Genomic DNA, 16,509 nt, shown 5'->3' with positions numbered 1-16,509 from the left:
CATATGGTATAATGGGATAAGGAAATTTTCCTTCTAGTACCTTGAAAATTCTATATTTTTCGCTTGTTTATCTGCTCTGCTATTTACAAAAAAATATCCTGTCCCTCGCTGTTAACTTCCACCCTCATGATGTGGCTTTCTTGCTGATTGACTACAAGGGTGGTGGGATGGCCAATCTCTTTAAAAACCTTCCCCATCTCTTGGGGACGATTACCAACTTGGATGGTGCCCAATCTATGCGGGCTCTGGCTTCGATCAATGCGGAGATCCATCGTCGTGAACGACTCTTTGGAGAGTTCGAAGTCAACCATATCAATCAATACCAGAAGAAATTTAAAAACGGAGAAGCGACAGAACCGCTCCCTCACCTCTTTCTCATCTCAGATGAGTTCGCAGAGCTCAAGGTCAACCAGCCAGACTTTATCAAGGAGCTGGTATCCATCGCGCGTGTCGGACGTTCCCTCGGGGTCCACTTGATCCTAGCTACTCAGAAACCATCTGGTGTGGTGGATGACCAGATCTGGTCTAACTCACGCTTCAAGATCGCCCTTAAGGTGGCAGACCGTTCGGACTCCAATGAAATGCTTCATACACCGGACGCGGCCGAGATCACCCAGACAGGACGTGCCTATCTACAGGTCGGGAATAACGAAGTCTATGAACTCTTCCAGTCAGCCTGGTCAGGGGCGGATTACCAGCCGGACAAGGACGATATGGGGATCGAAGATCATACCATCTACCTAATCAATGAATTGGGCCAATATGAGATCTTGAATGAAGACCTCTCTGGCTTAGAAGATGTGGATGAGATTAAGGAAGTTCCGACAGAGTTGGATGCGATAGTGCACCATATCCAGCTCTTGTGTGAAGAACAAGAAATTCCTCCAGTACCACAGCCATGGTTGCCGCCGCTCAAAGAGCGCATCGCGTTAGACGAGCTGGAAGAAGTACAGCCAGCAGTAGCCTGGGCACAAGAGAAACCACTCTCAGTTCTACTTGGAATGGCAGATATCCCGCAGGCCCAGAAGCAGGAAGCTGTCTCTATCAATCTCTCCAAGGATGGTCATATCCTCCTTTACGGAAGTCCGGGTACAGGAAAGACCACTTTCCTTCAGACTGCTGGTATGGACTTGGCTCGCAAATTCAGTCCAAAGGCTCTTACCATGTACTTGATGGACTTTGGTACCAATGGTTTGGCTCCATTGTCCAAGCTTCCACAGGTGGCAGATACCATGCTTCTGGACCAAACGGAGAAGATCTCTAAGTTTGTACGAATCATGGAGAAAGAACTCAACCGTCGTAAGAAACTCCTTGCGGACTATGGTGTTGGAACCTTGGAACTCTACCGTCAGGCCAGTGGTCAGGAAGAGCCGGCTATCGTCATCCTCTTAGATAGCTATGAGGCCTTCAAGGAAGAAGCCTATGAGGCGGAACTCTTCAAGCTCTTGGTGCGTATCTCTCGTGAAGGTCTCAGTATCGGGGTTCACCTCTTGGTGACAGCCGGTCGCCAGACCAACCTTCGTGCTCAACTTTACTCGAACTTCAAGCACCAGTTGAGCCTGCCACAGAATGAGGCAGGTGAAGTGCGGGCCATCGTGGGCTCTACACCACTTGCTATGACCATGGAAGATATCAAGGGACGAGCTCTTATGAAGCGGGAAGAGGTGGATGTCATCCAGCTGGCACTCCCAGTTTATGGAGCCAATGACACCCAAGTCCTCAACAACCTACGTCAGGAAGTGGCTTCCCTCCAAGAAGCCTGGACAGGACAACGCCCAAGTGCCATTCCGATGGTGCCGGAGGAGTTGACAGAGAAAGACTTCTATAGCCGAGCCAGCGTGCAGACTGCCTATGAACACGGCCTCGTGCCATTAGGACTTGACTTGGAGACAGTTGAGCCCGTTACTTGGAATCTGGCTAAAGGCAATCTTCTTTACCTAACAGATAAAGAAGAGCAGATGACAGCCTTGGTAAAACACATTGCCAAAGGGAAACAGAAAGTCATCGTCTTGGCACCGAAGTACCATAACTTACCTGAAATGGAAGGAGTGACGATTCTGGCAAGTCCAGAGGAATATCTAGAAGGCTTAGATATGATGGAGTTCAAGATTCAGGAACGGTTAGAAGGCAAACAGCGAGACCATGTCGCAACAGTGGTTATCTACAATTTAACCGAATTAGTGGTAGAATTAAACTCAGAAGCGCTTGATACATTGGCTTATGTCCTAGATAAAGGAACTCGAGCTGGATATGGTTCAATTGTAATGAGTTCACCACTAATCACCAAGCATATTGATGTGGTCTCAAAAACTGCTCGTTCTTATAAGCAGGCTATTTTAGCACTTCGCTTAAGTGATCAATCAGTTCTGACAGTGACCAACAGACCTGTTCGTGAGCCACAGTTGGAAGAACAAGAACACTACTATGTTTCCGATGGGTTAGCAAGTAGAATGAAAGTATTAATGGTATAGAAAGGGAAGAAATGGGAAGAGCAGAGATACAAGCAGAAATTAATGAAATAAATCAATCTATATCATCTTTAACGACAGAGATTGATAAATTTGTTGAAATAAAAAAATCTTTAACATCATTTCCGACAACGATTAGTTATGTATTGGTAAGTGATGAAAATATCAAAAGCGGTTATAATCTAGCCGGAAAGAAATATTCAGAGCAAACTACTTCAGAGCAAGAACTTTTGAAGAATCTTAAACGAGACTTTAATACAAAAATTGATAATGTTTCCGAAAAAGTCTCTAAGAAAATTCAAGAATTAGAAGAAGAAAAGAGTGATTTGGCAATAAGAAAGTTCCTTTTAGGCATTGACTTGTTAGCTACGAAGGAGTGAAAATATGAGTGAAGTTATTAAAGTATATGATTTACCAGCAATAGAACGGTATGCAAAAGCAATTCAGGAGTTTTCTAAAAATGTTGAGTCAGCATCTGAGGAAACAGAACGACAATTTAATACTAAGACAGGGAATAATACTGATGAAGCACTTGCGCTGACAGCCTTTTTTGAGCGTTTAAATTCTTTACAAAATCAAGTATTTCACACATTTCCTCAGTATATAAGGCATTTCTCAGGGAGTATTTCACACTTTGAAAATAGCATTAGTGATGCTGGGTTTGATAAGGAGGCCTGGACTAGTGAAACTGGTACGCAAGAGGTAGGGACTAAATTAACTGGCGAAGGAGAAGATAGTCAATTATATGCCGTGAAAGATACCATAAAAAATCTTCAATCTTTACTGGATACTGCAACTACAGCTCTTGGGATAGAAAATGAGAGCTTAGAAGCAACAAAAACAGCAGCGGAAGGAAGTTTGACAAGTGCAAAAGATAGTCGTCAAGCAACTCATAATACAATTCAAAGTGCTCATGATACATTTAACACAACCTTATTTGACGTACTTTCTGGGCTAATGGATTTGAAAAATAATATTGAGGTCGCTCAAGCAAAGCTTGCAGTTACTCCTAATGTTGTAATGGATTCTATTAAAAACAAAACTCTTACTCCAGATAAGATTTATTATCTTGATGCGATACAAAGCAAATCAGATGCAAAGATTATGACAGTGATTTTGAGTGAGGCTGATTATACTGATAAGAGAGCATTCTTTACAGATTTAGCAAATGTGAATACAAAGGATTCTAGCCTAGGAGTAGGGCAGATAATTGTTGAGCGTTTGATGTATGAAGTTCATCATGCTGAAGAAGATGGGAGTGTCCCTAACCTATCAATTTTTATGGCAGCCTTAACTCAACGAGATAAAGAAAGCGTAAAAGACTATGCATTGAGGTTGTCTGCGGCAGCTGAAGCGACAGGAAACAGTTATAAAGTACAGGTGGATACTCTGATGCCAGAGTTTCCTCCACCAGGATCTCCTAAAGAGGCTTATACTGAGTATTTCAATCGAAAAAATAGCGCCGAAGTTCGTGCAGCAGTCTTGGCATTGAATAATAAAGTAGAGTGGTATGAAAAACTAAACAGTCTTTTTATGTATACAGCTATGAACGAACTGGGGAAAGGAAAACCAACAACTCTTCGAGTACCAAAAATGAATGGTGGTTTTGAAGACCAAGTTTTTACCAACAAGAATTCATTTAAAGAAGGTAGTTTTAAATTAACAAAAGGGACTGATGGGAAAGGCTTTTCTTTCACAGTTTCAGATAGTACTTTTGGATCTACAAATGTTAAGTCTGAAATCATTGATGAAAAAACAGGACTAAATATTCGAGAGAACATTGGCAAAATCAAAGATTTGAATGCAGAAAAGTCGAAGCTCTTTGCTTCAACAGTTCTAAATACAGTTAAAGACCTTGGTAAGTTATATGCGCCTGCAGGTGTCATGATTGGGATTGTTGAGGCTGGTATGAGTTCAGATAAGGATATTAAAAAGGTTATCAATGGCGCAGAGGCTATTTCTTCACCAGTTTTATTAGATCAAATTCCGGAACATAAATATAGTAATAAAGCTAAAGGCTTGACAAAAATTGCAAAAAACATTTATGATTATTTTGAAAAAAGTGAAAGTTACGACAAAGAAATTAAAAATCTGAAGAAAAGTAGTGAGGCTGAATTTTGGCAATATGGTGGAACTTCTTTCACAAATGATGATCAATTTAAGAGTAATTCTCAATATATCAGTCCTAGCTACGATGTAGAAGCCTATCTGAAGCAACAAGATCTAAAGAAAAATGGTCTTCGAACTTACATTGCAGAGACGGCTATTAGTAATGGACAGGATCCATATGATGTATTGGAACGATTTGATAAAGCTATTGATCAGAGTAAACTAAATGGTGATTACGATGCGGATATGAAGGCTCTTTTGAGTGGGAAAGGTAATCCTAACCGCAGCCTAGAGTGGATTGGTTTTGAGAAGTTTTATAATGGACTGGAGGATGCGGAAACAGCCGTTAATGTTAATAAAGCTAATCCATACGAAAAAGCCCCTTCTTATTTCACTCGAGATTCTTATGAGAAATGGTCTTATTTAGGTTATGTAAATGGAGTAGGTGCAGGAGGAAACTGATACGATGAGGAATATATTATCAAATAAGCGTGCTTTTCAATTTGTGTTAGCTAGTCTAATTCTTATCCCTTTCATTATAGTAGGTACTGTTGGGTTCCAACAATTATTTAAAGAACCTGAAAAAGTCGAATATTCTATTGAAGAATACCATTCTGTAAAAGAAAACGTATATTTTTTCGGGAATCAACGAAAATTCGTCTTATTAAACACCGATTCCAAAGCGAGACCTGGGGGTGGTGTCTATCTTTATACAACCGAGCGGAAAGTGATGACAAGTAAAGGTGGAGTTGATTTAACCGATAGAAAAAACAGGCCCAAATCAGATTATTGGAAGATTCGTCTTTATGACTATAGAACAGAAGACTTAGCCGTTAAAGAAGTGGATCTAAACAAAGTGGTCGCAGACTATGACGCCAGTTTTTTTCCGATTGATTTCAGAATCTTCACCTATCGTAATAATCCCAAGAACGTCATCAATATAGAAGTTAAAGACAAACAAGGTACTATAAAAACCGTAGTTTTAAACATTGATAGTGGAAAAGTAGAAGGAGAGTATCAAGAGCGTTCAGATATCTATGAAGCGGGTCCTTACTATTTTTATACGACACTGGATCAGTATGCAGAAGATAAGGGGTATGTAGTAGGTCGGCTCATTGAAAGTTCTTTGCCTTTTAAAGAGGCGGGCAAGGTTGTTGATACCAACATAAACCTCTTTGAGGAATATCCTGAAATTGAGAAAAAAATAACTGAAGGAGATTGGGCTCTTATTCCTCAAGAAGAATACGTGACCCCAGAGGAATGGTTTGACAAAGTTTTGTACTGGATGGCTCCTAAGGGAGAAGAGAAACTGACGATTTATGGTATAGATACTAAGGGTCAGATTTCTGATACCCCACTCACGACTTATGCAGAATATCAAGCCTGGGTTCAAAAACAACGATCAGAAGGGAATATAAATGAAACGAATTGATCCTGAGAGAATAAAGAGTATAAAAGCGAGTATCAACGCATCTACTAATGAAATACCAGATGACATTCGCTCGCTGATTGATGCGCCAGTGACAGGTAATTTTGAAGACTGTGTTAAGCGAACCAAAGCAACAATGGAGAGCTTAGTAACAACGGTTGATCCGCTTGATCAGTATTTAGATAGTGTAGCGGATGCTTTTGCGGCAACAGAAGCTGCTTTAGCTGCGGCAATTGATGGAGGTATCTATATTAAAGCTCCTGAGTCACGAGCAGAACGTAGAGAACGATATATCCAAGGCGGGAAAAATTCCCAAGAACGCCACAATCGTAGAAAAATGGTTGAAATCGCAGAGAGTCAATATAGTGATTTTCCATAATTACACAAATCACCTGAATTTATTTCAGGTGGTTTTCTTTTGTTTTTCTCAACTTCTCACGTTATCTATCATGTGGTATAATAGAACAAAAACATTTTCCTTCTAGTACCTTGAAAATTCTATGCTATTTACAAAAAATATACCCTGTCCCTCGGGGTCCACTTGATCCTAGCTACTCAGAAACCATCTGGTGTGGTGGATGACCAGATCTGGTCTAACTCACGCTTCAAGATCGCCCTTAAGGTGGCAGACCGTTCGGACTCCAATGAAATGCTTCATACACCGGACGCGGCCGAGATCACCCAGACAGGACGTGCCTATCTACAGGTCGGGAATAACGAAGTCTATGAACTCTTCCAGTCAGCCTGGTCAGGGGCGGATTACCAGCCGGACAAGGACGATATGGGGATCGAAGATCATACCATCTACCTAATCAATGAATTGGGCCAATATGAGATCTTGAATGAAGACCTCTCTGGCTTAGAAGATGTGGATGAGATTAAGGAAGTTCCGACAGAGTTGGATGCGATAGTGCACCATATCCAGCTCTTGTGTGAAGAACAAGAGATTCCTCCAGTACCACAGCCATGGTTGCCACCGCTCAAAGAGCGAATCGCACTAGACGAACTGGAAGAAGTGCAACCGACAGTAGCCTGGACACAAGAGAAACCACTCTCTGTCCTCTTGGGGATGGCGGATATCCCGCAGGCCCAGAAGCAGGAAGCTGTCTCTATCAATCTCTCCAAGGATGGTCATATCCTTCTCTACGGAAGTCCGGGTACAGGAAAGACCACCTTCCTTCAGACAGCTGGGATGGACTTGGCTCGCAAATTCAGTCCCAAGGCTCTTACCATGTACTTGATGGACTTTGGTACCAATGGTTTGGCTCCATTGTCCAAGCTTCCACAGGTGGCGGATACCATGCTTTTGGACCAAACAGAGAAGATCTCTAAATTTGTACGAATCATGGAGAGAGAACTCAACCGTCGTAAGAAACTCCTTGCGGACTATGGTGTTGGAACCTTGGAACTCTACCGTCAGGCCAGTGGTCAGGAAGAGCCGGCTATCGTCATCCTCTTAGATAGCTATGAGGCCTTCAAGGAAGAAGCCTATGAGGCGGAACTCTTCAAGCTCTTGGTGCGTATCTCTCGTGAAGGTCTCAGTATCGGGGTTCACCTCTTGGTGACAGCCGGTCGCCAGACCAACCTTCGTGCTCAGCTCTACTCGAACTTCAAGCACCAGTTGAGCCTGCCACAAAATGAGGCAGGTGAAGTGCGGGCCATCGTGGGCTCTACACCACTTGCTATGACTATGGAAGATATCAAGGGACGTGCCCTTATGAAGCGTGAAGAGGTGGATGTCATCCAGCTGGCTCTCCCAGTTTATGGAGCCAATGATACTCAAGTCCTCAACAACCTGCGCCAAGCAGTCGCTTCCCTCCAAGAAGCCTGGACCGGACAGCGCCCAAGTGCCATTCCGATGGTACCAGAGGAGTTGACAGAGAAAGACTTCTATAGCCGAGCAAGCGTGCAGACTGCCTACGAACACGGACTTGTGCCATTAGGACTTGACTTGGAGACAGTTGAACCTGTTATATGGAACCTGGCTAAAGGCAATCTTCTCTACCTAACAGATAAAGAAGAGCAGATGACGGCCTTGGTGAAACACATTGCCAAAGGGAAACAGAAGGTCATCGTCTTGGCACCGAAGTATCATAGCCTACCTGAAATGGAAGGTGTGACGATTATTAGTAACTCTGAAGACTATCTAAGTGCTATCGCAAGTATAGAGAAGCGAATTAATGAGCGTTTAGAGCAAAACGAAAGAGAACACGTAGCAACAGTAGTTGTCTACAATTTAATTGAATTGGTGAGTGAATTAAACTCAGAAGCACTTGATACGTTGGCTTATGTCCTAGATAAAGGAATACGAGCTGGATATGGTTCAATTGTAATGAGTTCGCCACTAATCACCAAGCATATCGATGTAATCTCAAAAACTGCTCGTTCTTATAAGCAGGCTATTTTAGCACTTCGCTTAAGCGATCAATCAGTTCTGACAGTGATCAACAGACCTGTCCGAGAGTCACAGTTGGAAGAACAAGAACATTACTATGTGGCCGATGGGTTGGCAAGTAAAATGAAAGTATTAATGGTATAAGGAGGAGAAATGGGAAAAGCAGCAATACAAGCTCAGATAGATGCTAAACGTGGAGAAATCACTGATTTAAATAGCCAAATTAGTCGGTTAGAAGGCTGTAAAAAAGCACTAACAGATTTTTCGACGGATATAGAATATGTGTTGACGAGCAATGACAATATTGAAACGACCTATTATTTAGCAGGAACACCATATTTAAATGAAACCAATAATGAAGAGAAAATACTAAAAACAGCTAAACAAAAGCTTTCAGCAAAGAGTGATGACGTAGTGGCCAAATTGACTCAGAAAATTTCTGAATTAGAGACAGAGAAGTCGGGGATTAGCCTTAGTATTAGTTGGTTAGAAATTGAAAAAAGTCTAACAACGGAGGAGTAAAGTATGAGTGATATTATAAAAGTACATGACTTACCGGCCATAGCTCGTTATAGTTCGGCTGTTCAAGAGTTTTCAAAAGGTGTGGACTCGGCTTCTAAACAAACGATGCGTAAATTTAATGAAAAGGCAGGTAAAACAGGAGATTCAGAGGACAAAGGAGAGGCAATAAATGCTTTCTTCACTCGATTGAATACTTTACAGACCCAAGTATTTCAAGAGTATCCTACCACTATTACGCATTTTTCAACAGCTTTATCAACATTTGAAAATGCTGCTACAGCTGCCGGTTTCCAAAATAAAGCATGGACTCAACAAACTGGTAATGATTCTGTCTATAAAAAATTAGATGGCGTGGAGTCTGAACAATATGAGAAAATCAAAACAAAAGTTGATAATCTTCAAACACTATTAAACGATGCTACTGCTGAACTAGGGATTGAATCAGAAGATTTAACAACTATTAAAACAACTTCGGGAGATGATTTAGCTAGTGCAGCGACAGCACGTCGTGATACCCATAACGCGCTGCAACAAGCACATGATACCTTATCAAAAGACACTACGGATGCAGAAGCAGAACTAAAAACTCTACAGACTAGAATAAAAAATGCCAGTGCAGTATGTAATATTCCGGCTTCTAGTATCTTAGCAGGAATTAAAAATGGTAGTCTTACTAAGACTAAAATTAGCTATTTGGATGCTATCCAAACAGAAGCAGATGGTCGTGCGTTAGGTGCAATATTGAATAAACAGCCAGGAGACATATTAAACGAAAAACCTGGGGATCTTAGTGAAGGATTTTACAGTATTGGTGCGCAGGAGATGATGGAGTGGATTCAATCAGGGGATAAGGAAACTCTCAATCATCTTCTGGATGCCATGGGGAATCGTGATTTTTCTGCTAACCAACCGTATTTGCTGAAATTTCAGAAAGCTGGGATTGGATTGGGTGAAGCTCTTGAAAAGGTTATGGAAGTTCAATATGCTAAAGACGGCACTTTACAGAGCAACCAGATGGCAGCATATAATAAGCATCTTGCTTTGACGGATAAGTTTGTTAGTTTGATGGAATCTCTTTATGTAATGGAGATAGGACGGACAGAAACATCAAAAGGAAAATTAGCAGTTGGTGACAAACTATATGTCACCGAAACGAGAACAAAAGTTTCAATTTCAGATATATCGGATGCAACATTTTCATTTAAGAATACGGTTGATACAAAGAAAACAACCTTGGAAATGAATATAGGTGGTTACTCTTATCCAACGAGTATTAGCAATACAACCGAAACCAAGGTTTACAAAATGGAAGAATACGCAACCGCTATTGGAAATAATATGGCAGAGAAGCAGGCTCGGATCGGTGAACTTGAGAAATCTCGCGAAGAAGCGAATAAAGATATGCGTGCTGCAATGGGTAAAGCTATAACTTATGCACTGGTTGGTACTTTCATACCTGAAGCAGTTCCTATCGTCTCGATGATTGATGCTCTGGCTACCAGTGATTCTAAGGAATTCAGTAAAGAACTCTTTTCTGCGATTGATAAGGATATAACCGTTAAGGGGAAAGTTGTTGAAAGTGGTTTTACGAAGACGGGTCCATACAATATGGGTATTCAATTACCAACAGCAACCATACAAGCCTATTTGAAGTATGTCGATCAGTTAAAGGGATATGACTTGGAAAAAGAAAAGACACGCATTGAGATGGTGGATGACTTTTTAAATCGAGGGAATACCTATCTTTTCCAGAAAGATGGGAAGAGTTCAGTCGCAATTTCTCGCATGAGAACACATAATTTTTATACAGCGGTCCGCTTGAAAGAGATGGATAATGAAGGTCTTGTTCCTTATGTTGAATATGCGAAGTCGTCCAGCCATTATAAGGTGAATAGTACTAGTAATGATACAAGGGCAATAATCCAAGAAGCAATAAACAAAGAAAATCAACTTAACTCAAATTCTGTAACACCAGAAATGAGCAAGTATCTCTTAGGCGAGGAGACCGATCTTTCTCTAGTCAATATGAGCGTAGACCAGTTGAAAACGTATAAAAATGTATTGGAACATTTATCGATTTCTTCTGACCAAAATGCCAAACATGGCTATGAAGAATATCAGCTCTATCTAAATAGTAAATACTCAGGAGGAAGTCAATGAAACAATACAGGAAAAAAATACTAATCATTCTGGGGGTTTTAAGCCTTCTTGTTGTGGTTTCTGGAGGCTATCCTTTGTATCGCTATTTGACACATGATCGCTATAAAGTTTGGTCAATTGAAGTAGAACCAGCATCTCATGAATTTATAGCTGATAGACAGGGGCTGGTCATTTCTTGGAAAGAGACAAAGAATAGTAATGGGAAAAGAGATAGGGATGAGCCGGTTGACTATAGTTTGGTAATTCATGGCCGACGATATATAGCCACAGAAAGTATCCGTTTAATCTATAAATCGGGAGATAATCGCTTTGATGTGAAGAATCTAAGTTGGGGGGAGTATTGGAAGATTCAGGTCTATGATACCAGTCAGGATGATTTGCCTCGTAAGGAGTATGATCTTTTGAAGGCTATTGCGGATTATGATGCTTCTTACTTTCCAGTTTCAAGTGCCTATACTCATTTTTTTGCTTACAAAGATCAGGAATACCGGACAGTCGTTCTCCAGAAAACGGGAGGTGAGGATCGTAAGGAAGTCCTCTTTAACATGGCAACAGGTAAACTAGAAGACATCCCTAAGGATGCCGGAAAGGCTCTAGAGAACAGAAATGTTAATATATTTAAAGAATTTACTAATTTAAAAGAATATTATGCAGGTGACCTTTTACATATAGACACTCCAATTAGTTTTTCTCAATCCGTAATTGAACAGTCTTCAGACTGGCGTTTGAAGGAGGAGTATCCTGCAGCCTATGACTTGATGACTAAGAAGAAAGGTGGGCTATTTTTCTTGACCAACGAGACAGATATCAAGCTTCTCTCTGATATATACAGTCTCTTAATCCCTAAGGACAGAGATTTGTTTGATAATCTAACAGTTTATGGAGAGGTGACCAAGGACGGGAAAGACCATGTGGTTCATTCCTATGAAGAGTTTATCAATGTCTTGAAACCAAAGGAGGAATTGAGCAATGTCCGTTAAACAGATCCAACCGATGCGAATTCAAAGTATTAAGGCAAGTATTAAGGTTTCGACAGATGAGATTTCAAAGGGGATGTCGACTATCATTGATGCACCGGTTACAAGTAATCTAGAGTCTTGTGCGGGTCTCGCAAAAACATGTATGGAAAATTTAGTAGAGACGGTAGACTCATTAGATGGCTTTATGAACAAGATTGCGGAAGCTTTTAAAAATATGGATACCGATTTAGCAGGATCTATTGAAACGAATGAGATTTATACAGTTTCACCAGAAGAGTATACAGAAAAGAAACGAATCCAACAGAAGATCTATGATGCCTCTGTTTATAATGAGCTCCCCTAACTATTCGCCACTTGAATCCATTTCAAGTGGTTTTCTTTTGCTTTTCTCATCTTCTCACGGTGTCACGCATATGGTATAATGGATTAAGAGTTTATAATCTTTGTTTATCAGATACAAACAACAAATATTCAGGAGGAAGTCAATGAAACAATACAGGAAAAAATACTAATCATTCTGGGACTTTTTAGCCTTCTTGTTGTGGTTTCTGGAGCCTATCCCTTATATCGCTACCTAACACATGACCGTTATAAAGTGCGAACTCCTGAGGTAGAACCAGCTTCTTATGAGTTTCTAGCTAATAGACAGGGGTTGGTTATTTCTTGGAAGCAAGCTAGCAATGGTGAGAGTCAGGGCACTAAGGATGAACCTATTGATTATGGCAGTGCGATTTATGGGAAACGTTACCTTTCGACAGACAGTAAACGTTTAATTTACAAATGGGACGATAATCGCTTTGATGTTAAGAAGCTGAGTTGGGGGGGAGTATTGGAAGATTCAGGTCTATGATACCAGTCAGGATGATTTGCCTCGAAAGGAGTATGACCTTTTAAAGGCTGTTGCGGATTATGATCCGTCATACTTCCCAGTCTCAAGTACCTATGTTCATTCTTTAGCTTTCAAGGATCAAGAATATCGTACAGTCGTTCTCCAAAAAACTGGGGGACACGACCGTAAGGAAGTCCTCTTTAACATGGCAACAGGTAAGCTAGAGGATGTTCCTAAAGAACTTGGGGTTGCTCTTGAGAATAGGTATACATATTTATTTAACCGTTATACAAGTTTGAAAAATTACTATTATAATGATGATTTTATAGATAACACTACCTGTCTTAATCTCTCACAATCTGTGATTGAACAGTCTTCAGATTGGCTCTTGAGGGAGAAATACCCAAAAGCTTATGACTTGATGAGTAAAGAAAAAGGAAGTCTCTATTTTTTAACTAACGAGACAGATGTTAAGCTTTTATCAGATATTTTTAGCCTCTTAATTCCTAAGGACCGTGATTTATTTGATAACCTCACGGTTTATGGAGAGGTAACTAGGGACGGGAAGGACCATGTGGTTCACTCTTATGAAGAGTTTATCAATGTCTTGAAACCAAAGGAGGAGTTGAGTAATGTCCGTTAAGCGAATTCAGCCAATGCGAATTCAAAGCATTAAGGCGAGTATCAAAGTTTCGACAGATGAGATTTCAAAGGGGATGTCGACTATTATTGACTCATCAGTCACAAGTAGTCTAGAATCCTGTGCTGGTGTCGCAAAAACATGTATGGAAAATTTAGTAGAGACGGTAGACTCATTAGATGGCTTTATGAACAAGATTGCGGAAGCTTTTAAAAATATGGATACCGATTTAGCGGGCTCCATTGAAACTAATGAGATGTATACAGTTTCTCCACAAGAGTATACAGAAAAGAAACGAATCCAGCAGAAGATCTACGATGCCTCTGTTTATAATGAGCTCCCCTAACTATTCGCCACTTGAATTCATTTCAGGTGGTTTTCTTTTGCTTTTCTCATCTTCTCACATTATTCCTCATGTGGTATAATAGAACAAGAACATTACTATGTTTCCGATGGGTTGGCAAGTAAAATGAAAGTATTAATGATATAGAAAAGGAGGATAGCTATGGCTAGTTATGAAAAAATAGTAGGGTTATCTCAAGCTTTATATGAAGCGACCGCAGAAGTATCACGATTGAGTGGCGAAGTTTCAAATTTAAAATATATTAAAAATAAATTGAAAAAGAAATCAACAGAGATTGATTATGTTGTTACACTTTCTGAAAATATCTTGGGTGAGAAATACGATGACGAAAAAAATCAGGAAAAAGAAGATTTGAATTCTTTGAGGCAAATCATTTTAACGAAGAAAAGAGAAATACTCGCGTTATTAAGTACGAAGATTCAGAATTTGGAGTCGGATTTGTTAACTGCTCAGAATATTGAAAGGAATGCTAGAAATGCATTAAATGCAGCTCTAGCATCATAGAGGAGGGATAGATGACAGTAAAAGTAAAAAATATTTCAGGTTTAGAAGATTACGGGACGAGTATTCACCGATTTGCTGGAAAATTTGAAGAAGTCTCAAGCGATACAATGCGTGAGTTCAATACTAATCTAGAAGGGGAAAAAGCGGCTGCCATTAATGCCTTCTTTAAACGTTTGAATGAGATTCAGAAGTCTGTTTTTTCACAGACACCAGAGGCGATACGAACTTATGGGCAGCATGTCTTTACATTTACTGGGGAGATTAAAGGTTTAGGATTTTCCAGTCATGCCCATACTGATGAAGATGCGATTAATACACTTACAGAGTCCCTTAGAACCCCTCAGCGTAATCTAATCAGTATCGTTAAGGATGAAATGGTAGCTTTGTTTGATGAAGCAATCGAAGCAATGGGTGATGGAGACTCTAATTTGGGAGATTTTGATGCCAAAGCAGACGCTTATATTGCAGATGAAATCAAAGCACGTAAGGAAACGCATAGCGGCATTATATCTGCGCATGATAGCCTATCTTCAGGCGTTTCAGGGGTATCAACTACCTTTGAATCCTTGACAAAGATTACACAGAACGCAAGAACTGTAACGACATTACCAGTTCAGACGATTATTGATGCTATAAAAAATAATACTCTAACAGAGTCAAATATGGTTTATCTTTCTAGAATCACTACAAAGGAAGATGCCCAAGTCTTGCAAGCGATTCTTTCTGGAAAATTAGAAGATGTAGACAAGATAATGGAGAATGACCCAGAGAAAATTTCTGATGGGGGCTACATGAATCTGGCAGAAGAATTGACTATTTGGATGGATAGAAGTGAGATTGGGACTCAGAAGATAAATCGTTTGTTAGATGCGATGGGGAAAACGGATCAATCCAAGGTTAATGTCTTTTCAGAAAGGTTAGATAAACAGCAACATATATCCAAACAAATACAGATAGCTGAAATGTATGCTTACGAGCAAGATCCCGAGCATGACGCTGCAACAATGGAAAAGCATCATACAAAATTAAGTCAGATGAATGATTTATCAGGTTTATTGACTGCGGTTCGAATCTTGAAAATTGGAACAAAAGTAGAAGGGAATTCAGGTGTACAATTTAGGAACGATGATCCTTTTGATCCAAATGCAAAACTTCGATATACTCGAAAAGAAATCTTTATTAAATTAAATGATACGGAAAACCCTGAATGGGAATTACATGTTAAAGAAAGTAAAAAGTCCATATATCACTATGGTTCTAAGACGGTTCCAGACTATGATGAGCTTAGTGTTCCAGCCAAAACTACTCTTGAAACTTATACATCACACCATGAAAAAGGAATTGACGGAGCTTTGGCTGGTAAATATGAGGCTGAACTTTATAAAATCAAAAAAGAACATGAGAAAGCGGATGCTGAGTTCCAAGAAACTATCGTAAAAGAAGGAATAAAAACGATTTTAACCTATATTGGTGGTCCAGCAGCTGCGGCGACTTTTAGTGTTGCAGATTCTTTATCACAGTTACATGCAACAGACTCAATTAAAAATACACATGAGATGCTGGATGAGATGACTTCTGGAAGAGCGAATGCCTTTATTAAAAAAATAGGTAATTATGGTGGCAAGTCTGCCAATGAGGTGTTAGCAGGCTTCTTTAAGCTACAAAGTAAGGTGGCAGAGTTTAAAGCCAAAACAAAGAATGAGCAAAATAATATTTATAATGTTTTGGTTGGTCAAGGGGGCTGGCAATTAGAACATGAAGTGGCAGGATCAGCTACCGATACAGTTGCACAATTCTCTAGTATTTATGCGGATTATGGAGCTTACCAACGGGTACAAGAATTAAACCAGAAAGGTGTCATGGGCTACTTTGAGAAAGTGGGTTCGAGAGATAGAGCTTATAGAATAATTAACAAATACTTTGATAAAGATCTAGCTATGAAAAATTTCCTTTTGGGAGAGCATACAAATGGTGAAGGCCTTACGATTGAAAATATGACTCCAGAACAGATTCAAACAATTCCTTTTATTGTTGAAAAAGTTATGGGGGGTGACTCGTTCACAGATTTTCAAGAGTATTTCGAACAGAAATATGGCAAATAAGGGGGAG

Annotated in this window: 14 protein-coding genes and 1 pseudogene; all 15 read left to right on the top strand. The window is 40.1% G+C overall.

The window, feature by feature from the left end:
* Positions 1-83: 83 nt before the first annotated feature.
* Positions 84-2,471, top strand: a pseudogene (gene essC, locus ACORHV_RS08105) (type VII secretion protein EssC); the annotation flags it as partial.
* A gap of 11 nt (positions 2,472-2,482) precedes the next feature.
* On the top strand, positions 2,483-2,848 hold the full coding sequence (locus ACORHV_RS08100) for a hypothetical protein (RefSeq protein WP_042903179.1): 366 nt from the start codon (positions 2,483-2,485) through the stop codon (positions 2,846-2,848).
* Between the two features lie 4 nt (positions 2,849-2,852).
* Positions 2,853-5,039 (top strand): hypothetical protein, encoded by a 2,187-nt coding sequence (locus tag ACORHV_RS08095; RefSeq protein WP_042903180.1) that lies wholly within the window; start codon positions 2,853-2,855, stop codon positions 5,037-5,039.
* A 4-nt stretch (positions 5,040-5,043) separates the two neighbouring features.
* Complete coding sequence (locus tag ACORHV_RS08090; RefSeq protein ID WP_235227763.1) at positions 5,044-6,009, top strand: hypothetical protein; 966 nt, start codon at positions 5,044-5,046, stop codon at positions 6,007-6,009.
* On the top strand, positions 5,996-6,385 hold the full coding sequence (locus tag ACORHV_RS08085) for a hypothetical protein (RefSeq protein WP_434398081.1): 390 nt from the start codon (positions 5,996-5,998) through the stop codon (positions 6,383-6,385). Before ACORHV_RS08090 ends, ACORHV_RS08085 begins: the two co-directional genes overlap by 14 nt.
* A gap of 270 nt (positions 6,386-6,655) precedes the next feature.
* Entirely contained in the window at positions 6,656-8,545 is a 1,890-nt protein-coding gene (locus ACORHV_RS08080) for an FtsK/SpoIIIE domain-containing protein (protein WP_434399049.1), read from the top strand.
* Positions 8,546-8,554: 9 nt separating this feature from the next.
* On the top strand, positions 8,555-8,923 hold the full coding sequence (locus ACORHV_RS08075; RefSeq protein WP_215805041.1) for a DUF5082 family protein: 369 nt from the start codon (positions 8,555-8,557) through the stop codon (positions 8,921-8,923).
* A 3-nt stretch (positions 8,924-8,926) separates the two neighbouring features.
* Entirely contained in the window at positions 8,927-11,083 is a 2,157-nt protein-coding gene (locus ACORHV_RS08070) for a hypothetical protein (protein WP_215805040.1), read from the top strand.
* Positions 11,080-12,063, top strand: coding sequence for a hypothetical protein (locus tag ACORHV_RS08065; RefSeq protein WP_434398079.1), 984 nt, complete (start codon positions 11,080-11,082; stop codon positions 12,061-12,063). The genes ACORHV_RS08070 and ACORHV_RS08065 overlap by 4 nt, the downstream gene beginning before the upstream one ends.
* Entirely contained in the window at positions 12,053-12,406 is a 354-nt protein-coding gene (locus tag ACORHV_RS08060; RefSeq protein WP_049519867.1) for a hypothetical protein, read from the top strand. The genes ACORHV_RS08065 and ACORHV_RS08060 overlap by 11 nt, the downstream gene beginning before the upstream one ends.
* Positions 12,407-12,604: 198 nt before the next feature.
* On the top strand, positions 12,605-12,913 hold the full coding sequence (locus tag ACORHV_RS08055) for a hypothetical protein (protein WP_434398077.1): 309 nt from the start codon (positions 12,605-12,607) through the stop codon (positions 12,911-12,913).
* Positions 12,914-12,929: 16 nt separating this feature from the next.
* The gene (locus ACORHV_RS08050) at positions 12,930-13,535 is read left to right on the top strand and encodes a hypothetical protein (protein ID WP_434398074.1); all 606 of its coding nucleotides are present in this window, start codon (positions 12,930-12,932) and stop codon (positions 13,533-13,535) included.
* Positions 13,525-13,878, top strand: coding sequence for a hypothetical protein (locus tag ACORHV_RS08045; protein ID WP_049519866.1), 354 nt, complete (start codon positions 13,525-13,527; stop codon positions 13,876-13,878). Before ACORHV_RS08050 ends, ACORHV_RS08045 begins: the two co-directional genes overlap by 11 nt.
* A 159-nt stretch (positions 13,879-14,037) precedes the next feature.
* The gene (locus ACORHV_RS08040; RefSeq protein WP_000179342.1) at positions 14,038-14,400 is read left to right on the top strand and encodes a hypothetical protein; all 363 of its coding nucleotides are present in this window, start codon (positions 14,038-14,040) and stop codon (positions 14,398-14,400) included.
* 11 nt (positions 14,401-14,411) lie between these two features.
* Positions 14,412-16,502, top strand: a complete 2,091-nt coding sequence (locus tag ACORHV_RS08035; protein ID WP_000216901.1) for a hypothetical protein — start codon at positions 14,412-14,414, stop codon at positions 16,500-16,502.
* Positions 16,503-16,509 lie beyond the last annotated feature (7 nt).

Source organism: Streptococcus sp. KHUD_016, from assembly GCF_051106465.1.
Taxonomy (GTDB): Bacteria; Bacillota; Bacilli; order Lactobacillales; family Streptococcaceae; genus Streptococcus.
This window is presented reverse-complemented; position numbering and strand designations above follow the sequence as displayed.